Origin of the sequence: Kitasatospora sp. NPDC018619 (assembly GCF_044391605.1) — a bacterium.
Lineage (GTDB): Bacteria > Actinomycetota > Actinomycetes > Streptomycetales > Streptomycetaceae > Kitasatospora.
Map to the genome: position 1 here is coordinate 152,491 of NZ_JBISAI010000013.1, position 19,014 is coordinate 171,504.

Below are 19,014 nucleotides of genomic sequence, written 5' to 3' on the forward strand. Positions count from 1 at the left end.
ACAGGATCGAGCTCGATTCGATCGTGCCGGTCAGGCCCCCGTTCGGTGTTGGTAGCACCGGCGGGGGCTGTTTCGTTGGTGTGCACGCTACAGGGGGACACGGCCTGTGGAAAAGTCGTGACGATAAGTCATATCTGCTGCAAGCAGGGGTGGTTGGTAGGTGGTTACCCACCCGTTCCACTAAGGGGTCACTCGGCCTCGGTGACTTGAGCTTCGGCGGCGAAGGCGACGAAGGCGGACCAGGCGGCGGGGGTGAAGGAGAGGGTCGGGCCGGCCTTGTCCTTGGAGTCGCGGACGTGGACGGTGGAGGGGCAGGTGGCGACTTCGACGCAGTTCCCGCCGTCGTCGTTGCTGTAGCTGGACTTGGCCCAGGAGACGGCGACTTCGACGCACGCACCGCCGTCGTCGTTGCTGTAGCTGGACTTCACCCAGGAGACGGCGACTTCGACGCAGTTGCCACCCTGCGAGTCGCTGTGGCTGGACTTGAACCAGGCGGCTTCGGCGCTCATAGCTCCTCCGAGATCTTCTCGATGAACTCTACGGACTCCTCGATACTGAGGGCCTGCATGCGGATCATGCCATGCCGCTGTGCGAGGACGTTGACCCTGTCCGGATCGGTGTGCAGCACACCGGTTTTGTGTCCCTCCACATAGGCCAGCTGCTCGTGATCGGCCGTCTCCAGCAGGATGATGGGGCCGGTGAGAGCTGCGTAGGCGGCGCGGTTCGCGGGGAGCACCTGGATCGCGACGTTCCGCAGGCTGCTCCTGTCGATGATGTGCGCGAGCTGCCTCCTCATGAGGCCCGCGCTGCCGACCCTTGCCCGCAGCGCGGCTTCGTAGATCACGAAGCCGAACAGCACCCTCGGCGAGTTCGTCAGCTTCTCCTGGCGTTGCATCCGGCCCGTGACGCGCGCTTCGACGGTGTCGTCGTCCAGGGGTGGCAGTGCGTGGCTGATCAGCTCGCGGGCGTACTCCTCGGTCTGGAGCAGCCCCGGGATGAGCAGGGCTTCGTAGGTGTGGATCGCGATCGCGTCGGCCTCGGTCTGCGTGTAGCCCTGCGAGTAGGACGGGAACTTCTCCGGCGTCATGAACGCCGCCGCGCCGAGCAACATCCCCTTAGCGTCGCACAACTCATCGGCGGCCTGAAGCAGTTGGAGCGTCGGCTTGCGCCGCCCCGCCTCCATCGAGCGCACGCTCTCGATGTCGTAGTGGGCCGCCTGGCTCAGTTGCTCCCGACTCACGCCCGCGAGGGTGCGCCACCGCTTGACCTGATCGCCGCAGTACCTCCACGACATCGGGTTCTGCTTCGGCGTGCTCACGGCCCCGCGCCCCTTCCTGCCCTGGTCACCGGGCGGTCAAAGCTCTCGCTGTACGTACGGCGTTACTGCTGAGGCTATGCCCGCCTGCCGACGCTTGAAGGGTGAATCGGCCGAACTCGGCCCTCACGAGTGAAGCCCTCCGTACACCCCAAGGACTCTGATGCTCACTCAGCCCGTCGACGTCGTCGAGTGGATGTTCCCCCGGCTCCCCCGCAGCGCCGGCCGTGCCCGTGTCCGCTTCATCCGGCAGGCCTTCGAGTGGGAGGTGCCCGTCGACTCCGCCGAGACCGGCCTGATCCTCCTCAGCGAGCTCGTCACCAACGCCTGCCGCCACGCCCGGGGCCCGCGTGACCGGATGATCGGCGTGCGCGTCCTGCTCCCCGACCCCTCCCTCCTGCGGATCGAGGTCTCGGACGCGAACTCCGACCTCCCGACCCTCCGCGACGCCACTCCCGCCGACGAGTGCGGCCGGGGGCTCGCCCTCGTCGCCGCCCTGGCCACCTCCTGGGGTGCCCACCTGCGCGGCGGCGACTACATCGGCAAGACCGTCTGGTGCGAACTCGCCCTCCCGACCCCGGCCAACCCGCACGGCTGATCACCGGACGGGCTTGGCCAGCTCCCGGGCGAGCGCCGCCAGGTCGGGCAGCCGGCCCGACTGGTCGGAGGTGCACCGGAGGTTCACCACCCGGTCGCCGATGCGGACGAGGACCGTCTCGTTGCTCCGGTAGGCGCCCTGCGGGGAGATCCTGACGTCCAGCGCCTCGTCACCCAGGCCGTCCACCGGCTCGGCGGCGAGGCGCACTTCCGGGTTGCTGCCGCCCGTGCCCATGCCCTTGGCGACGAACGACGGGCAGCGCGCCACGAAGTCCCGGATGGTGGCCAGCTGCTTCGTGGCCTCGCCGGCACGGAAGGAGGCCATCGTCACCAGGGCGGGGTACCGGCCGTCGCTCGACTCCAGCTGCTGGCTGGCGTAGGCCGCGTAGCCGTCCAGGACGGTCATGTTGCTCATGGTGTCGCACGGCGCCGTGGGCCCCAGGGTGGTGGCGCCGGTGAGGACCTGCGCCCCGCTGTCCGACTCGTGCGCGGAGCCGAACTTGGTGTTGAGGACCCAGCCCGACGGGACGGTCTCGGCGGTGGGCAGATAGGTCTTGAGCACGCTGCCGAGGACGACGGCGGGATCCCCGCTCGGCCGGTCCGGCGTGGGCGTGGGAGTCGGCGTCGGCGTCGGCACCGGTGCGGGCGGGAGGCTGCTCGGGGCCGCCGTGGTGGCGGCCGGCCGGCTCTGCTCCGCCGACCCGCCGTCCGAACACCCGGCGACGCCGGCCAGCGCGAGGGCGATCCCCGCTGCCACCAGAACGCGCACCTCGGCCATGTGGACCCCGCTCCCCTCCCACTGACATGACATGCCGTCAACCACGCTACTCCGCTTCACCCCCACCCGCCGGGGCGATCACGCCGACCCGGAAGCCGGCCCGCCCGATGCACAGAAGAGCCCGACGCGCTGCAACTGCATCCGTGGTCCACGAAGCGGACAGGCCCCCGGGAGGAGCGGCCGGCGGAGTCCGGCCGCGGGCACGAAGTGCGCGAGAAGTCGGCCGGGCCGACTTCTCGCGCGGCGGGCCCGGCCGGGGTCAGGAGAGCGAGAAGCCCATCCGGTTCACCACCGGGGTCATCGGCACGTACATCACCTGGGCGTAGCAGGTTGTCGGGTGGGCCGTCGAGCCGGTCGGGCAGCCGACCTCCGAGCGGGCGGCGACGATCACGCCGCGGGCCTCCATGTCGCCGTTCGGGCCGGACGGGTTGGCGACGGCCGGGCCGCCGCTGTCGCCCTTCGCGGCGATCGCCCGGCGGTCGCCGCCCTTCGACTCGGCGACGTCCACCGGCTTGATCCTGGTGCCCTCGTCGTTCGTCGTCTCCACGTCGACCCGCTTGATCTGCACGTCGCACTTCCACCCCGACTGGGCGCCGCTGAGGCAGACCAGGTCCCCGACGTTGTTCCGGCCGGCGCCGTAGGTGTGCCGGGAGGAGCCGCCCCTGTCCGACCAGGCACCGTCGTAGAACCGGCCGCCGCCGTTGCCGTTGACGGCGACCATGGCGACGTCGAGGCCGTCCCCGACCGAGGAGAGATCGCCGATGTAGCTGCCGGTGCCGTTGTAGTACCGGCCGCCGCCGCAGTGCGCGGCGGTCAGCACCACCTTCACGGAGCCCTTCCAGCCGCTGAACGCCGTCGAGCAGAACGACGCCTTGCCGGTGCTCACCTCGGCGCCCGCGTAGTACGGCGCGCTGTCGGAGTGCCGGCTGCCGGACAGGGCCACCGGCGTGCCCTCGACGCCGGCCGTCACCGGCATCCCGGCGATCTCGGCGGCCTGCCGGGAGTACGCCTGCGGGGCCGTGTCGCCGCCGGTCAGCCGCTTGGCCTTCGCCGGCTCGTAGGTGATCGCGATGGCGGTGCCGTCCTCCTGCGGGCCGATCGACGTCCAGGCGTCGCGCTCCACGGCGGCGGTGAACCGGTCGATCGCGGCGCGCATCTCCGCGCGGGAGTACGGGCTCGGGAGGACGGCGACGGTGTAGCCGGGGCCGACGTCCGCGGCGTTGGCGTCGAGCAGGGCGCGGACCTGGGGCGGGGCCTCGCCCTTCCAGTAGATGTCGGCGTGCTGGTTCGCCGCGTCGATCACCGTCCCGGCGTAGCCGGCCGCCGCCGGATCGCGGGACTCCACCCACTCCTGCACCGGGTCCGTCATGCGGTGGAGCAGCTGCTGGGCCTGGGGGTCGCGGAGCACCGGGAGGGTCACGGACAGGTAGGGCTCGTCCTGCGCGACGTCGGCGGCGACCAGGGCGGAGGCGACCACGGCGGTCAGGGCCAGGGACAGCACGAGGCGGGAGCGGCGCACGAGCGGGTCCTTCCGGTGAGCCGATGGATGGACACTCAGGGTAGGGGTGGATGAACGTTCCGCTACCTCGGGAGGCGGCGGGCCGGGCCACCGGTGGTTGCACGGGCGGGGCGGCGCGCCCCCGGGAGGGGCGGGGCGGCGCGCCGGGGGCGCGTGGGGTGCCTGCGGCCGGGGTGTCCTGCGGCCGGGGCGCCTGTGGCCGCGCTGCCTGTGGCTGGGCGGTGCGCCGTGCGTGGGAAGTCGGGCCTGTCGACTTCCTGTGCGGGCGGATAGCATCGGGCCCGTGGACTCGTACTGGCACGTCGTGCTGCCACCGCTCAGCGCCTGATCGGGCGCGCGCGACGGTGGCCTGACCCCGGACCCCTGACCCCTGCGGCCCCGGCCGGCCCTGGCCGGCCCGATGGCGGCCGCCGTGGGCTGACGGCGTGCGCCCGTTCTCGGAACCAGTTCCCCTGACGGTCTTCGACGACGGAAGTTCACGACTGTGCCGAATCGTTTGTCCTCGCCTGCCCGCCCGCTGCCCACGGGCCCCCGCCGCCCCCGCCGTCCCCGCCGCGCCGACCGCACCCGCCCGCGCGGTGGGGCGGTGCCGATCCTGGTCGCCGCCGTGCTCTGGGGCACCACGGGGACGGCCGGTTCGCTGGCGCCTGCGGGTGCCCCGGCCGCCGGGATCGGGGCCGCCGCCCTGACGCTCGGCGGGCTGCTGCTGTTCCTCGCCGACCGCTCCGCCCGTACCCTGCCCCGGCGCTGCGGGCGGCGCGAGCGGTGGCTGCTCGCGGCCGGGGCGGTCGCGGTGGCGGGGTACCCGCTGACCTTCTACCCGGCGGTGAGCCGTACGGGCGTCGCGGTGGCCACCGTGATCGCGCTCGGCAGCGCGCCGGTGTTCACCGGGCTGCTCGGCCGGCTCGCCCGGCAGGGGTGGCCCGGCGGGCGGTGGGCCGGGGCCACAGTGCTGGCCGTGCTGGGCTGCACGGTGCTGGTGCTCGGGCCCGAACTCGCCGGTGCCGGCGGGCAGGTGGACTCGCTGGGGGTGCTGCTGGCGGCGCTCTCCGGGCTCTCGTACGCCGTCTACTCGCTGATCGGCGGGCGACTGATCGCGGCCGGGCGGCCCTCGGGCGGGGTGATGGGCGCGATGTTCGGCGGCGGGGCGCTGATCGTCCTGCCGGTGCTGGTGGCGGGGGACGTGCAGTGGCTCGGCTCGGCGCGCGGGGCGGCCGTCGTCCTGCACCTCGCCGTGGTCACCACGTTCCTCGCGTACTGGCTGTTCGGCCGCGGCCTGCGGCACACCACCGCCCAGACGGCCACCACGCTGACCCTCGCCGAGCCCGCCGTCGCCGCCGTCCTCGGCGTCGCCGCCCTGGGCGAGCGCCTGCCGACGGCCTCGTGGTGCGGCCTCGCCATCCTCGCCGCCGGGCTGGCCCTCCTCGCCCTCCCGCCCCGGCGGTAGGGGCGCGCCCCGCTGCGTGAGAAGTCGGCTGGGCCGACTTCTCACGCGGCGGGAGTGGGTCGTGTTGGTGGCCGGGGTTGGTTGCGCAGGAAGTCGGCTGCGCCGACTTCCTGCGCGCGAGCCTGGTTCGTCGTGTCCTCGGCGCCCGGTTGGTGTGGGGGTGATGGATGCCTCCTCCCGGCGCGGCGGTAGGGGTGTGCCCTGCTGCGTGGGAAGTCGGCTGGGCCGACTTCCTGTGTGAGCGGCGCGGTGCGAGTTGGAGGGGCTGTCTCGTGTCCGGCGCCCGGTTGGTGGGGGGATGGCGGCTGCCCCCTTTGGCGGGGCGGTAGGGGTGTGCCCTGCTGCGTAGGAAGTCGGCTGGGCCGACTTCTCACGCGGCGGGAGTGGGTGGCGGTGGTGGCCGGGTTGGCTGCGTAGGAAGTCGGCTGGGCCGACTTCTCACGCGGCGGGAGTGGGTGGCGGTGGTGGCCGGGTTGGCTGCGCAGGAAGTCGGTTGGGCCGACTTCTCACGCGGCGGGAGTGGGTGGCGGTGGTGGCCGGGTTGGTTGCGCAGGAAGTCGGTTGGGCCGACTTCCTGCGCGCGAGCCTGGTTCGTCTTGTCCTCGGCGCCCGGTTGGGGGGTGGGGTGGGTATGGCGGATGCCCCTGTCGCGGCGGGGCGGCAGGGGCGTTTCCTGCTGCGTGGGAAGTCGGTTGGGTCGACTTCCTGTGTGGGCAGTGCCGTGCGAGTTGGAGGGTGTGTTCGTCTTGTCTCCGGTGCCCAGTTGGTGCGGGGATGGCGGATGCCTCCTCCCGGCGCGGCGGTAGGGGTGTGCCCTGCTGCGTAGGAAGTCGGTTGGGCCGACTTCCTACGCACGAGCCCGGCCGCTCGCGGTGTGGAACTCCGCCTTCATCCGGTGGCAGGGGCCGGGAGGCGCTGGGACCGGCCACCACCGCACCGGACGTCGCGATGCGGGCGAGCACGATGCCTGCTCCTGGGCCTCCCACCGCCCGCGGGTGGCGGGCGGCGGGGTGCCCACGGCGGTGCGCAGTGCCCGGAACGGCAGGGCTTTCCGTCGGTGGCGACCAGGGAGCTCTCCGCCGGGGCGGACGGCCCTGGCCGGCCCTGGCCGTCCGGTGGAAGGGCGGGTGGCGGTCGCGAGCGGCGAGAAGCCGGAGCCCGTGTGCGGCAGGGGTGCGGGTGGGGGGTGGCGGGTCGCGGTGGTGGCGGGCGCGGGCGGGTGGCGGCCGTGAGCGGCGAGACGCCGGAACCCGCATACGGGGTGAGCGCCGGGCGGCGGGAGGCCCACGGCGGTTCGCAGCGCCCGGAACGGCGGGGCTTTCCGTCGGTGGCGACCAGGAGCTCTTCGCCGGGGCGGACGACCCGGCCAGGGCCGGAGTGCCGGGCGGGAGGCGGCCGTGAGCCGCGATTTGTCGGAGCCCGTGTGCGGCGGGGGTGCGGGTGGGGGGTAGCGGGTCTCGGTGGCGCTGGGCGCTCGGGGCTGGTGGAGGGTGGCGGCCGTGAGCGGAGAGTTGCGGGAGCCAGCGTGCGGGGTGGGTACAGCACGGGCGCGGGTGGGGGTGGCGGGTCTCGGTGGTGCTGGGCGCTCGGGGCTGGTGGAGGTGGCGGGCGCGGGGCGTGGGCGAGTTGCGGGAGCCAGCGTGCGGCAGGGGTGAGGGTGGGGGCCTGGTGGCGCTGGGTGCTCGGGGGCGGCGGAGGGCGGCGCGGAGGGCTCCCTCCGCCCGGGGTGGCCGGTGGGTGGTGCTCAGAGGGCGAAGTGGGTGGTGATGCCGTCGAGGACGGCGTCGAGGCCGGTGGTGAAGTGCCAGTCCGGGTCGTCCTTGCGGGTGGCCTCGTGGAGGTAGCGCTGGTAGTTGGGGTAGCGGCCGGTGCCCATCAGCCAGGTCATCCGGGGGGCGAGGCCGGCCCGGGTCTGGTCGCCGTCGGTCCAGCCCTGTTCGCGGCGGAGGGCCGCCAGGGTGACCTCGGTGGTGACGGAGCCGTGGACGTAGCCGGTGACGGCGCGGAAGACCGCCATGGTGGTGTCGGCGTCCAGGCCGTGCTCGGCGAGGGCGGCGAACGCGTACTCGGGGACGGCGAGTTGGTGGGGGCTGAGAGAGAACGGGGTGGACGTGCGGACGGTCCACGGGTGGGCCAGGTGCATGGCCCGCAGGGCGAGGGCCAGGGTGCGCATGGTGTCCCGCCAGCCCCCGGCGGGGGCGTCCAGCGGGAGCCGGCTGTAGACGAAGTCGACCATCAGCTCGATGAGTTCGTCCTTGCCGGAGACGTACCGGTAGGCGGCCATCGGGGCGACGCCCAGTTCGGCGGCGAGCCGGCGCATGGTGACGGCGTCCAGGCCCTCGGCGTCGGCGACGGCGACGGCGGCCTCGGCGATCCGCTGCGGGGTGAGGGTGGTGCGCGGGGCGGGGGCCGGGCGGGCGAGGCGCTCCCAGAGTGAGACCTGGGGCTTGTCGCTGGGCTTGTCGCTGTCGCCACTGGGGGCCTGCTGGGCGGGCATGGGGCGGGCTCCTTCCGGCCGGGTGGTCCCACCGTAGCACCTTCACGTGTACGGCGTATCGGCAGTGGACGCCGTACGCATCGCTGTGTACGTTGTATTCGGCAGATACGCCGTACACAGCGTTCGTCCCGGAGGGGGATTCCCATGTCCACGAAGCAGGACTCCACGAAGCAGGACTCCACGGAGCAGCACCTGAAGGTCGCCGTCCTCGTCGGCAGCACCCGGGAGGGCCGGTTCGGCCCGGTGGTCGCCGACTGGCTGCTCGGCCACCTCGCAGCACGCGGCGACCTGGCCGTCGACCGGATCGACCTGGTGGAGACCCCGCTGCCCACCACCTTCCCGTCCTTCGGCGGCGAACTCCCGGCGGACGACGCCGCGTTGCTGGCCGCCGTGTCGCCCCGGCTGGAGGCGGCCGACGCGTTCGTGATCGTCACCCCGGAGTACAACCACAGCTTCCCGGCCCCGTTGAAGAACGCCATCGACTGGCACAACCGGCAGTGGCACGGCAAGCCGATCGGCTTCGTCTCCTACGGCGGCCTGTCCGGCGGCCTCCGGGCCGTCGAGCAGCTCCGCGTGGTGATGGCCGAGCTGAACGCGACGACGATCCGCAACACGGTCAGCTTCCACGGCGCCGCGCAGTGCTTCGACGCCGAGGGCCGGGCGGTCGACCCGGCCGCCGACGCCGCCGCCAAGGCCATGATCGACCAACTCGCCTGGTGGGCAGAGGCGTTGCGGGACGCCCGGCAGGCCCGCCCGTTCGCCGCCTGAGCCGGGACGGGGACGACAGATGGCCACGGAACCGGTGGCGGAGGAGCGCGCCCGGCCGCCGCTGCTCGGCGTGGTCGGGCTGATGCTCGGCATCTTCCTCGCGGCCCTCGACGGGCAGATCATCAGCACCGCGCTGCCCACCGTCGTCGGCGACCTCCGCGGGCTGGAACACCTCTCCTGGGTCGTCACGGCCTACCTGCTGACGTCCGCCGCCACCACCCCGCTCTGGGGCCGGCTCGGAGACCTGTACGGGCGCAAGGGCGCCTACCAGTGGGCGGTGGCGGTGTTCCTGGTGGGCTCGGTGCTCTCCGGGCTCGCCCAGTCCATGGTGCAACTGGTCGCCTTCCGGGGCCTCCAGGGGATCGGCGCGGGCGGGCTGATGGTCGGCGCGCTCTCGGTGATCGGGGTGCTCGTCCCGCCCTCCGACCGGGCGCGGGTGCAGTCGGTGATCGGCGTGCTGATGCCGATCGCCTTCGTCGGCGGGCCGCTGCTCGGCGGCTTCCTCACCGAACGCCTCAGCTGGCGCTGGGCGTTCTACGTCAACCTGCCGATCGGGCTGTTCGCGCTGCTGGCGGTCGGTGTCGGGGTGCACCTGCGGACGGAACGGGTGCGCGCCCCGTTCGACTGGACCGGGGTGGCGCTGCTGACCACCGGCATCACCGCGCTCACCCTGGTCGGCACCTGGGGCGGCGTCGCCTACTCCTGGACCTCCCCGCAGCTCCTCGGCGCGGCGGCCGTCGCGGCGGTCGCGCTGGCCTGGTTCGTCCGGGTCGAACGGCGCGCCCCGGGGCCGCTGATCCCGCCCGCGCTGTTCCGCGTGCGCAACTTCACGGTCGCCCAGGTGCTCGGCTTCCTGGGCGGCGCGCTGATGATCGCCCTGATCGGCTACCTGCCGCAGTACTTCCAGTTCGTCCAGGGCGCCTCGCCCACCGTCGGCGGCCTGCTCCTGCTGCCGCTGATGCTCGGCATGATGGGCACCCAGCTGGTGACGGCGCGGCTGATGGCCCGGCCCGGCGGCGAGCGGCGCTACCCGCTGCTTGGCGGCGCGCTGGCGCTGGCCGGCTCCGCGCTGCTGCTGCTCCTGCGCACCGACACGCCGACGGCGGTGGCCTCCGCGCTGACCGCCGTCGCCGGGGTCGGGATCGGTCTGCTGACCCAGAGCACCCTGCTGACCTCGATGGGGACCGTCCCGCCGCAGTCCATGGGCGCGGCGATGGGCGTCGTCACCCTGCTGCGCAGCATCGGCGGTTCGCTGGGCATGGCCGTGCTCGGCGCCGTCTACTCGGCGCGGCTCAGCGGCTCGCTCGCCGCCGCCCTGGGGGCCGACGAGGCCGGCCGGCTCACCGGCGGCGGCAGCCTGACGCCGTCCGCCCTCGCCGGGCTCCCGGCCGGGGTCCGCGACGCCGTCGGGACCGCCGTCACCGGCGGGCTGCACGGCACGGCCGCGGGCGGCGCGCTGCTGGCGGCGGTGGCCACGGCGGTCGCCTGCCTGGCCCGGCCGGGGCGGCAGGAGCCCCGGGAGCCCACGACGGCCGGCAAGCCCGAGACGGCGGACGCGGTCCGCTGAGCCGCGTACGCGCGGGAAGGCCCCCGGCGGAGCAGCACTCCGCCGGGGGCCACGAGCACGCCAGGACGCCGGACCGCCAGCACGCCGGACCGCCGGACCGCCAGGACGCCGGACCGCCAGGACGCCGACATGCCGGCACGCCGGCACGCCGACACGCCCGCCGGTCAGCCCGCCGGGATCAGCACTCGATGACGTTCACGGCGAGCCCGCCGCGCGAGGTCTCCTTGTACTTGATCTTCATGTCGGCCCCCTTGGCTACCATGCCGCTGACCTGGAATCCGGCCAGCCACTCGCGGGGCAGGCCGGGCACCAGGGAGTCTCCAGGGAGATTTTCGTTCGGGGGAGTGCTGGGAGCCTCGGGCTCGAACCAGCTGTCCATCACGGCGAGGCCGTGGGCGCCGGATCCCGGCATGAAGTGAGCATACCGCTCCAGGGTGATCACGGGAGAGGCATGCCCCATCCACACCGACAGCGTCACGGGGTCCACGCGCTCGGCGAGCTGGACGCTGGCGTAGGTGTGGCGCAGGCAGTGCATCCCGTACTCGCGCGGGTCCGACCACCGGAACCGGCGCAGCCGCCTCTGCCGCGCAGCCTCCTCCGGGGTGTCCGGCTCGATGCGGTAGATCAGCCCGGCGGCGGTGAGCGCCGGCTTCCACGAGCGGTCGTTGAACGTCCGGTAGTAGATCGGGTTCTGCCGGGTGGTCGTCAGCAGCAGCCGCACGGTAATCGGCTTGCGCTGCCGGGCCTCCAGCTCGCTGGTCGGCGGCGCGGGGTCCAACCACGGCAACGTCGTCTCCACCGGCGGGAAGGCCTCGATGTGCGCGCGCACCCGAGCGGCGAGCCGCGGCGTCAGCGGGACGTTGCGCGTCTTGTCGCCCTTGGGCAGGGTGAAGTAGAACTTCCCCTTCAACGTCGCCCGGAGCTGACGCCGGACGCGGATCACGCCCTCGTCGAAGTCGAGATCCTCGACGGCCAGGCCGAGGATCTCACCCTGCCGCAGGCCGGCACCCACGCCGAGGTCAACCGCGACACGGTACCAAGCCTGGAGACCAGCCCGGATCGCGTCGACCGTCGGCCGCTGCCAGGCGCGCGCCTTCTTCTCCACCTTCTTCGGCGGCCGGACGCTGCGGTTGACCTTGCACGGGTTCTTGAGGAGGCGCTTGTCCTCGACGGCGGCGGCCAGGATGGTACTCAGGTGTATCCAGATCACCTCAGCCGTCGACGTGTCGACCCGGGCGAGTAGCTGCTTCTTCCACTCCCGCAGCGCGGCGGCGTCGATCCGGCGAAGCGGCAGCTCGCCGATCGGCAGACCCTCGATGTGGTTGCGGACCTTGCTCTCCATCGCCGTGCGGGTGGTGAGCTTGTCGGTCCGGCCGGGCCAGAAGTGGTTCTGGATGTAGTCGGTCAGCAGCATGTCACCGTCCCGCGGGTCGACGAACTCGGCCCGTCGGGCGTCGGCCTGCGCCTGGGCGAGCCACTTCTTCGCGTCGCCGGAGGCATCGAAGGACCGCGAGCGCACGCCGGGTATGCCGGCGACCTTGTAGCGGCGACCCTTTCCCCAGAGCGCGGTGCGCTCGCGTTTGCCGGTGACCGAGTCCGGGGTCTTGTTCAGCCAGCGATCTTCGATGTACCCAGCCACGACGGGGCCCCCTCCAGGTCGGCCGCACGGGTGCGGAGGATCCAGCCGGTCACGCCGAGCTCGGCGGCAAGCTCGGCCTCTGAGTTCGCCCACTGCCGGGCCGCGCAGAAGTCGCTGAGCGCGACCAGCTTCCGGGCTGCGTGGAGGTCGGCGAGGCGTTCGGCGCGCAGGCCGACTGCACCGCCACAGCCTGTGTCGCCGGCGAGGATGTGCTCGATCTCGTGTGCCAGTACACACCGCTCCTCGACCGGGCTGAGTCCCTGGGCGAGGAGCACGACGCCGTGCGTCGGGGACCACGCGCCGTAGGTGTCCCGCAGCCACATGCGGATGACGGGTATCCCCATCTGGTCCAGCGTGGCGAGCGGGTCGTACTGCTCTACCTCGGCGTCAGTGCCGACGGTTGTGGGCATGCCTCTCCCCCTGAGTCCTGACGTGTGGGAGGCATGCCGGAGGCTGAATTCTGGCATATGAACCGAGGAAACGTGAGGAAATAAGCACGTTAAGTCACGCGCGCCCCGGGGTATGTCGGGAGTTTACGGCTGTCTCTTGCCCTGTTCGTACGCCTCCAGCGCCTGTCGGATCCGAGCCGCGTCGTCATCCGGGACGCCTGGTTCACCCTCCGCCCAGCCATGTGGTCGGTAGGCGGCAAGCCCGAACTCGGTCTGTGTCGGGGGCTCAACCTTCCGCTGCGGGATCGACTGGAGTAGGCGGTCGGCCGCGATCTCCAGGAGGTCGCGCAGAGCCGGGTCGCCGCCCGCCGCTACCGCCGCACGCGCGAAGCGTCCGACCCCTGGGTACAGGTCCAACGGCGACGCAGTCGTCGATGGTGCCGGATCCGGCACCGTGTCGGCCGAGACCTCGACGCCATGCAGGTAGCCGTCAACCTGGTCGGGCCCCCACCTGAAGATCTCACCGACCTTGTAGTAGCCGTCCGGCACCCGGTCGGTTCGGGCGGGCGGTCGCCCGTTCTCGTAGTTGCTGATCGACTTCCGATCCAGGCCGGCAGCGAGGGCCAGCTCCGTCTGCGTCATGCCGCTCTTCACCCGTGCGCGCCGGATCCTGCGGCCGATCGCGGCCCAGTCGAGGTCAGCCTGTCTGGCTGCACTCATCACTGCTCCCGGGTTCCTCGTGACGGACAACGTTAGGCAACAGCATCTCAGATCGCTTCCCGTCTGTGCGCGTCAGGTTCCCGCCATTTCCCCAGGTGAGAGGCTGCGTTCCGCTTCGTTCCTCATCACTCCTTGCCATTGCTCATCGTTGCCCATATGGTTCTCAATGTGAGAGCGCACGGACCGAACATCCGGCACAGGCGCGAACAGTCGGGCTATGGCCTGCGGCGGTTCGCCGCCCTGGTCGGTGTCTCACCTGCGCACCTGTCCCGGATCGAACGTGGACAGCGAGGCGCCCAGCCTGAGGTGATCAAGAGGATTGCCGCTGCGCTGAACGCCGAGATAGCTGAGATCGCCGATCTCTCCTGATGAGCAATGGAGGGGAGCAATGAGCACCGTCGGACCCGTGAGGCACCTTCTCACCCTGGAGGAGGCCGCGGCCTACATCGGTCGGTCGACCAAGGGCCTCCGCGGCCTCCGCGAGCGGCGGAGCGGGCCGCCTGGATTCCGCGCCGGCGGCCGCGTGATGTTCCGGCTCGCCGCGCTCGACGCCTGGCTCGCCGAGCAGGAGGCGAACGACTCGCGGTCGAACCTTGCGCTCGACCCGACCCGCAAGGCCCCCGAGCCGCGCCGCGCGAAGCGCCGGCAGCCGCTCGCCGCCTGACCCCCAGACATGGGTCGGGCCGCCCCTCAACTACCACGCCGAGGGCGGCCCTGGCCTACCGATCAACCCGAACAGGAAGGAGGTAGGCCCGCATGGAGCCTACCCTCGCCAGCGCCGGGATCAGCCCGGCGTCCCTCCCCGCTATCCCCATCCGGACGGTGCTCGCCGGGATTGCGGTACTCGCCCGCCGATCCGGCGTGCCCGCGCCGACGGATGCCGACGTCGAGTTCGCGGCCGACCGGCGGCGCGTCACCCTGACTGCCCGCTCGATCAGCGAGCTGTCCGCCTGGTACGCCGCAGTGTCGCCGCGCGGTGTCGCGGTCGGCGGCCAGTACGAGACCAGCGCCGCCGACCGTCTGTACGTCCGGGGCCGCTTGGACTGGGTGCTGTCGTACGGCCCGGTCCCCGGGGCGCCCGGCATCGACCTGTACGTCGTCGCGGCCTCGGAGGCCCGGCTGCCGGACACGGAGCTGGTCCGCGCGATGTGCCCGTGGGCCCTGGCCGCCCCGACAGCGGGAACGGCGGTGGCCGCGTGATCTGGCTGCTGATCGTGTGCGTCGGCTGGGTCGGCGCCGGCCTGTTCGTGACCCGCGAGGAGCTCGCGGACGTCATCCGCACCATGGTGATGGGCGGTGCCCAATGAGTACGCACTCCTACACCTCGTGGTCCAAGCGGGGCTACGCCGACACCGTCGGCTTCAGCGACGGGTCACTGCACCTCTTCCCGAACGGCACCGCGGGTGACCAGTTCACGGTCTACCGCCGCAAGGACCTGACGGACGCCGAGATGCTGGCGGTCGCCGACCGCGTGCTTGCGGGGGTGCAGCAGTGGCGGGACGGCGTGGCCGCCGCCGTGGAGCGCAACCGCAGCACGCTGGACAAGCTGGCTGCCGCCGAGGCCCGGATCGCCGAGCTGGAGCGCGGCACCGAGGACGGTACCCGGTGAACGCCCTCGGCCCGGTCGCGTCCGCCGCGATCCTCGCCGCCCCGGTCGCCGTCGCGGCCGCGATCGCCTACTGGCCGAGCCGCGAGCAGCTCGACCGCCGTCGCCGTCGCCGCGCCTACCGGCGCGCCCGCACCGTCACCATCCCCCGCCCGCGCATCCCCGAGAAGGACGACACCCGATGAACGCCTTCAGCTTCCAGCCGGCCACTCGCGAGCAGGCCAAGGCCCGCATCGCGCTGCAGGGCCCCGGCGGCTCCGGCAAGACCAAGTCGGCCCTGCGCATCGCCGAGGGCCTCGCCCAGGGCGGCACGATCGGTGTGGTCGACACCGAGCGCGGCTCCGCCCTGAAGTACGCGCCGGTGCCCGGCCGGCCGGACCTCGGCGGCCACACCTTCGGCCACCTGCCGCTCGCCGTGTGCAGCCCCGAGAACTTGATCGCCGTCGTCGCGGCCGCCGAGCAGGCGCGCGTCGCCGTCCTGATCATCGACTCCTGGTCGCACTTCTGGGCCGGTAAGGGCGGCCTGCTCGCCCGCGTCGACCAGGAGTCGAAGAAGCCCGGCCACTTCGGCGGCTCGTACACCGCCTGGGCGCCGGTCAACGAGCTGGAGCAGACGATGCTCGACGCGCTTCTCGGCTTCCCCGGCCACGTCATCGTCACCATGCGGACGAAGAACGACTACGAGATGACCGGCAGCAAGGTGACCAAGGTCGGCGTCAAAACCGTCCAGCGCGAAGGCGCCGAGTACGAGGTCGACGTCGTCATCGACATGGTCGAGGGCACCGGCACCGTCACGAAGACCCGGTACGAACCGTTGAACGGCCTGACGGTCCACCATCCGGGGGAGGCGCTCGCGGAGACGATCCTCGAGCAGCTCGGAGCCGGTGTCGACCCGGTGCAGCAGATCCTCGACGAGCTTTTCGCGGACGGGATGACGTACTTGGGTGCGCTGGAGCTGCACGCCCGGGCGAAGGCCCGCAGCCTGCTCGCGGCGTCGGCGGCCCGCCCGGACACGGGCGAGGTGTCCACGCTGGGTGAGCTGATCGTCGGGCACGGGAAGTCGCTGAAGCCGGCCGCGGTCCCGGCTGCTGCTCCGGCCCCTGGGCCGTCCCCGGAGGCGCCTGCTGCTATCAGGCCGGAACCCACCCCGGCCTCGGACGGCTCGGAACCCGCGACCGCGCCGCAGATGCGCCGCATCCACGCCGTGCTCAACGAGGTCGGCATCCGCGACCGGGACGAGCGGCACGCGATCCTCGGCGCGGTGGTCGGCCGCCCGCTCAGCAGCGCGAACGAGCTGTCCACGGCGGACGCGCGTGACGTCATCGACGCCCTGGACGCCGCGCTCGGCCAGGACGACCCGGCCCGGTTCCTGCGGCTGACCGCCGAGCGCACCGCCCAGGCCGACGCGGCCTGACCCACCCCCGAACTGGGCGGGGGCGCGCGCCCCCCCCCCCCGCGCGGGCCCCCCCCCCCCCCCCCGGGGGGGGGGCCCCGCCCCCCCCCCCCGCGCGCGCCCCCGCCCCACCCCCTCTGAGAGGAGGTACACCCCTTGGTCACCCCAACCCCCGAGCAGGCCGACGCGATCGCGGCGTACGGCGACGGTACCGACCTCGTCATTCAGGCCGGCGCCGGGTGCGGCAAGTCCAGCACGTTGAAGCTCATCGCCCGGGCGGACTCGCGCCGGCGCATGGCGTACGTCGCCTACAACCGCAGCATCGCCGCCGACGCGAAGAAGTCTTTCCCCGCCAACGTCAGCGCGTCGACCGGGCACGGCCTCGCGTTCGACCCGCGGTACCTGCCGCGCATCCAACGCCCGCGCCAGACCGCTCTCCAGGCCGCCCAGGCGCTCGGCGTCGACCACATCACCGGCGGCATCCAGCGCATCGCCACCGACCTCGGCCACGTCAAGGCCATGACGTCGAAGATCGTGATGCGCGCCGCGCTGGAGACCGTCACCCGCTTCTGCCACAGCGCGGACGACGACCTGGCGGCCCGACACATCCCGCGCTACGACGGGCTCACCAGTCGGGACGCCCGCAACGCCTTGGCCGAGCTGGTGCTGCCGGTCGCCCGTGCCGCGTGGGCCGACCTCCGACGCGAGGACGGCGTGCTGAAGCTCAGCCACGACCACTACCTGAAGCTGTGGGCGCTCGGCCGGCCTCGGCTGGCCGCCGACGTCGTGCTGCTCGACGAGGCCCAGGACACCAACGACGTCCTGGCCGCTGTGCTGCTCGACCAGGACCACGCCCAGCGCATCGCCGTCGGCGACTCCGCGCAGCAGATCTACGCCTGGCGCGGCGCTCGGGACGCGCTCGGCACCTTCGAGCGCGAGCTCGGCGCCCAGCTCGCCACCCTCAGCCAGTCGTTCAGGTTCGGCCCGGCCGTCGCCGACGCCGCGAACCAATGGTTGTACCTGGTAGGCACCAAGCTGCGACTCACCGGCTGGCAGGCCTGCGAGAGCACCGTCGGCACGGTCGACCAGCCGGACGCGATCCTGTGCCGCACCAACGCGGGCGCCGTCGGTGTGGTCCTCGAGGCCCTCGGCGCCGGCCGGAAGGCCGCGTTGGTCGGCGGCGGCGGGGACATGAAGCGCTTGGCGTGGGCCGCCCGCGACCTTCAGCAGGGCAAGGGCACCGACCACCCGGAGCTGCTGGCGTTCCCCTCCTGGTCGGCGGTGCGCGAGTACGCCGAGGAGGAGGACGGCAGCCTCCGCACCCTGGTCCGCCTCATCGACGAGTTCGGGGCGGAGGAGATCGCCGAGGCGGCGGACGCGCTCGCCTCCGAGGATGCGGCCGAGCTGGTCGTCAGCACGGCTCACAAGGCGAAGGGCCGCGAGTGGGAGCAGGTCAGGATTCACGGGGACTTCCGCGCCCCGAAGCCGGACCCGGCCACCGGGCACCGGATTCTGCCCCGGGAGGAGGCCCGCCTGGCCTACGTCGCGGTGACCCGGGCCCGGCAGCGCCTCGACAACGCCGCGTTGTCGTGGGTGAGCACCGTCACGGCGGTGAGCGACTGATGGCCCACATCCGCTCGCACACCAGCCGGTACGTGCCCGGCAGCATCGAGTTCCTGCGGCGCCGCCCGTGCATCTGGGTCAGCACCACCGACACCACCACCGAGGACGACGTCGACCTGGTCGCTGTCGAACGGGCCGCGAACGGACGCGAGCCGATCCCGCCGCTCAGCGATGCGGAGAAGGCGCTCGCGGTACGTGTGATGTGGCGGGCCGGGGTGTCCTACGAGGACATGGCCGTCCGCGCCGGTCTGCTTCCGCGCCGCGTTGCCCGCTGGGTCGCGAAGGAGAAGCAGCTGCTCGAGGGGGCGTTGTGACGGGCCCACGCCGGTGTGGGGCCGGCCGGACCCCGTGCGGCCGGCGGGCCCGCCTGTACCCGGTTGGGTGGCGGTGCCCCGCGCACACCCCGGCCGCCGAGCACGGGCGGCCCGAGCCGGAGCCCGGGCCCGGCTACACCCCGCAGTCGCTGCCCACCCCGCGGTCCGCCAGCGCCCTCGTGGACGCCCGGGCGGTCGCGTCGGGCAAGCGCCGCAGCAGCCCCCAGGACTACCGCCTCGCCCGGGCCGCCACCGGCCGCACCAGCTGAGAGGAGAGGACCCTCATGGACACCCAGACCGCCGTCGCCGTCTCCATGTACAAGGCTGGCGACACCGTCGCCGCCATCATCGAGGCAACCGGCCTGACCCAGGAGCAGATCGGTGCGGCCGTCACCGCCTCGCACATCCCGTTCGTCGCCGACCGCACCACCGCGGGGCCGCCTCCCGGTCCGGCCGCGGCGCTGATCTCCTGGGGCATGGCGCACCCCAACGCCCGGATGCAGCGGCTGGCCGACCAGGCCCGCAGCGCGCTCGCCGACCTTCAGCAGGCCCAGCGCCGCGCGACGGTCGTCGCGGCCGCGGAGGAGCGCGTGCGCCAGGCCGAGCAGCAGCTGGCCGCCGCCCGCCAGGCGCTCCGGAACGTGAAGGGCCGCCCGGCCGGTCCGGCCGCCGGGCGGCCGGACCGGGCGGAGCTCGCCGAGATCCGGGCCTGGGCAGCAGCGCACGGCCACCAGGTCGCGCCGGTCGGCCTGGTGCCGCGCGCTGTGGTCACCGCCTACCGCGAGGCCAACGCGGGGCCCGTCCAGGCGGCCTGATCCCGGCCCCGAGGACCGCTGGCGTCG

21 protein-coding genes are annotated in these 19,014 nt (G+C 73.1%); 13 read left to right on the top strand and 8 right to left on the bottom strand.

Annotated elements, in window-relative coordinates; all coding sequences use genetic code 11:
- Positions 1-188 precede the first annotated feature (188 nt).
- Positions 189-509, bottom strand: a complete 321-nt coding sequence (locus ACH5AR_RS21770; RefSeq protein ID WP_396303094.1) for a DUF397 domain-containing protein — start codon at positions 507-509, stop codon at positions 189-191.
- A complete protein-coding gene (locus tag ACH5AR_RS21775) occupies positions 506-1,318 on the bottom strand; it encodes a helix-turn-helix domain-containing protein (RefSeq protein ID WP_396303095.1) in 813 nt (270 codons plus the stop codon). Before ACH5AR_RS21775 ends, ACH5AR_RS21770 begins: the two co-directional genes overlap by 4 nt.
- Positions 1,319-1,478: 160 nt before the next feature.
- Here ACH5AR_RS21775 and ACH5AR_RS21780 point away from each other — a divergent pair, with 160 nt between their 5' ends.
- On the top strand, positions 1,479-1,913 hold the full coding sequence (locus ACH5AR_RS21780; protein WP_396303096.1) for an ATP-binding protein: 435 nt from the start codon (positions 1,479-1,481) through the stop codon (positions 1,911-1,913).
- Here the strand turns inward: ACH5AR_RS21780 and ACH5AR_RS21785 are convergent, their stop codons facing one another.
- Together ACH5AR_RS21785 and ACH5AR_RS21790 are read right to left on the bottom strand one after the other, a co-directional pair.
- A complete protein-coding gene (locus ACH5AR_RS21785) occupies positions 1,914-2,690 on the bottom strand; it encodes a hypothetical protein (RefSeq protein WP_396303097.1) in 777 nt (258 codons plus the stop codon).
- A gap of 259 nt (positions 2,691-2,949) precedes the next feature.
- A complete protein-coding gene (locus ACH5AR_RS21790) occupies positions 2,950-4,209 on the bottom strand; it encodes a hypothetical protein (RefSeq protein WP_396303098.1) in 1,260 nt (419 codons plus the stop codon).
- A 586-nt stretch (positions 4,210-4,795) separates the two neighbouring features.
- Between ACH5AR_RS21790 and ACH5AR_RS21795 the strand changes: the two genes are divergently transcribed.
- On the top strand, positions 4,796-5,656 hold the full coding sequence (locus tag ACH5AR_RS21795) for a DMT family transporter (RefSeq protein WP_396303099.1): 861 nt from the start codon (positions 4,796-4,798) through the stop codon (positions 5,654-5,656).
- A 1,744-nt stretch (positions 5,657-7,400) separates the two neighbouring features.
- Here ACH5AR_RS21795 and ACH5AR_RS21800 read toward each other — a convergent pair.
- Positions 7,401-8,153 (bottom strand): TetR/AcrR family transcriptional regulator, encoded by a 753-nt coding sequence (locus ACH5AR_RS21800; RefSeq protein WP_396303100.1) that lies wholly within the window; start codon positions 8,151-8,153, stop codon positions 7,401-7,403.
- Between the two features lie 144 nt (positions 8,154-8,297).
- On the opposite strand from ACH5AR_RS21800, the gene ACH5AR_RS21805 reads away from it, so the two are divergent.
- Entirely contained in the window at positions 8,298-8,921 is a 624-nt protein-coding gene (locus tag ACH5AR_RS21805) for an NADPH-dependent FMN reductase (RefSeq protein WP_396303101.1), read from the top strand.
- 19 nt (positions 8,922-8,940) lie between these two features.
- Positions 8,941-10,488 (top strand): MDR family MFS transporter, encoded by a 1,548-nt coding sequence (locus ACH5AR_RS21810; protein ID WP_396303102.1) that lies wholly within the window; start codon positions 8,941-8,943, stop codon positions 10,486-10,488.
- A gap of 178 nt (positions 10,489-10,666) precedes the next feature.
- Here ACH5AR_RS21810 and ACH5AR_RS21815 read toward each other — a convergent pair whose 3' ends face one another.
- The 3 genes from ACH5AR_RS21815 to ACH5AR_RS21825 form a co-directional block, all read right to left on the bottom strand.
- Entirely contained in the window at positions 10,667-12,127 is a 1,461-nt protein-coding gene (locus ACH5AR_RS21815; protein ID WP_396303103.1) for a tyrosine-type recombinase/integrase, read from the bottom strand.
- Positions 12,097-12,537 (bottom strand): ImmA/IrrE family metallo-endopeptidase, encoded by a 441-nt coding sequence (locus tag ACH5AR_RS21820; RefSeq protein ID WP_396303104.1) that lies wholly within the window; start codon positions 12,535-12,537, stop codon positions 12,097-12,099. Before ACH5AR_RS21820 ends, ACH5AR_RS21815 begins: the two co-directional genes overlap by 31 nt.
- Before the next feature lie 123 nt (positions 12,538-12,660).
- Positions 12,661-13,236, bottom strand: coding sequence for a helix-turn-helix transcriptional regulator (locus ACH5AR_RS21825; protein ID WP_396303105.1), 576 nt, complete (start codon positions 13,234-13,236; stop codon positions 12,661-12,663).
- A 132-nt stretch (positions 13,237-13,368) separates the two neighbouring features.
- On the opposite strand from ACH5AR_RS21825, the gene ACH5AR_RS21830 reads away from it, so the two are divergent.
- The 9 genes from ACH5AR_RS21830 to ACH5AR_RS21870 all read left to right on the top strand — a co-directional run bounded on the left by ACH5AR_RS21830 (position 13,369) and on the right by ACH5AR_RS21870 (position 18,987).
- Entirely contained in the window at positions 13,369-13,605 is a 237-nt protein-coding gene (locus tag ACH5AR_RS21830) for a helix-turn-helix domain-containing protein (RefSeq protein ID WP_396303106.1), read from the top strand.
- A gap of 37 nt (positions 13,606-13,642) precedes the next feature.
- A complete protein-coding gene (locus ACH5AR_RS21835; RefSeq protein ID WP_396303107.1) occupies positions 13,643-13,900 on the top strand; it encodes a helix-turn-helix transcriptional regulator in 258 nt (85 codons plus the stop codon).
- A gap of 92 nt (positions 13,901-13,992) precedes the next feature.
- Positions 13,993-14,436 carry a hypothetical protein gene (locus ACH5AR_RS21840; RefSeq protein WP_396303108.1) on the top strand — a complete coding sequence of 148 codons (444 nt, stop codon included), beginning with the start codon at positions 13,993-13,995 and terminating at the stop codon, positions 14,434-14,436.
- Positions 14,437-14,539: 103 nt separating this feature from the next.
- Positions 14,540-14,845 (top strand): hypothetical protein, encoded by a 306-nt coding sequence (locus ACH5AR_RS21845; protein ID WP_396303109.1) that lies wholly within the window; start codon positions 14,540-14,542, stop codon positions 14,843-14,845.
- Positions 14,842-15,027, top strand: a complete 186-nt coding sequence (locus ACH5AR_RS21850; RefSeq protein ID WP_396303110.1) for a hypothetical protein — start codon at positions 14,842-14,844, stop codon at positions 15,025-15,027. The genes ACH5AR_RS21845 and ACH5AR_RS21850 overlap by 4 nt, the downstream gene beginning before the upstream one ends.
- Positions 15,024-16,256, top strand: a complete 1,233-nt coding sequence (locus ACH5AR_RS21855; RefSeq protein ID WP_396303111.1) for an AAA family ATPase — start codon at positions 15,024-15,026, stop codon at positions 16,254-16,256. Before ACH5AR_RS21850 ends, ACH5AR_RS21855 begins: the two co-directional genes overlap by 4 nt.
- Before the next feature lie 135 nt (positions 16,257-16,391).
- Positions 16,392-17,858 carry a UvrD-helicase domain-containing protein gene (locus ACH5AR_RS21860; RefSeq protein ID WP_396303112.1) on the top strand — a complete coding sequence of 489 codons (1,467 nt, stop codon included), beginning with the start codon at positions 16,392-16,394 and terminating at the stop codon, positions 17,856-17,858.
- Complete coding sequence (locus ACH5AR_RS21865; protein WP_396303113.1) at positions 17,858-18,172, top strand: hypothetical protein; 315 nt, start codon at positions 17,858-17,860, stop codon at positions 18,170-18,172. Before ACH5AR_RS21860 ends, ACH5AR_RS21865 begins: the two co-directional genes overlap by 1 nt.
- Positions 18,173-18,456: 284 nt before the next feature.
- Positions 18,457-18,987: a histone-like nucleoid-structuring protein Lsr2 gene (locus ACH5AR_RS21870; RefSeq protein ID WP_396303114.1), complete on the top strand. Its 531-nt coding sequence runs from the start codon at positions 18,457-18,459 to the stop codon at positions 18,985-18,987.
- The last annotated feature ends 27 nt before the right edge of the window (positions 18,988-19,014 follow it).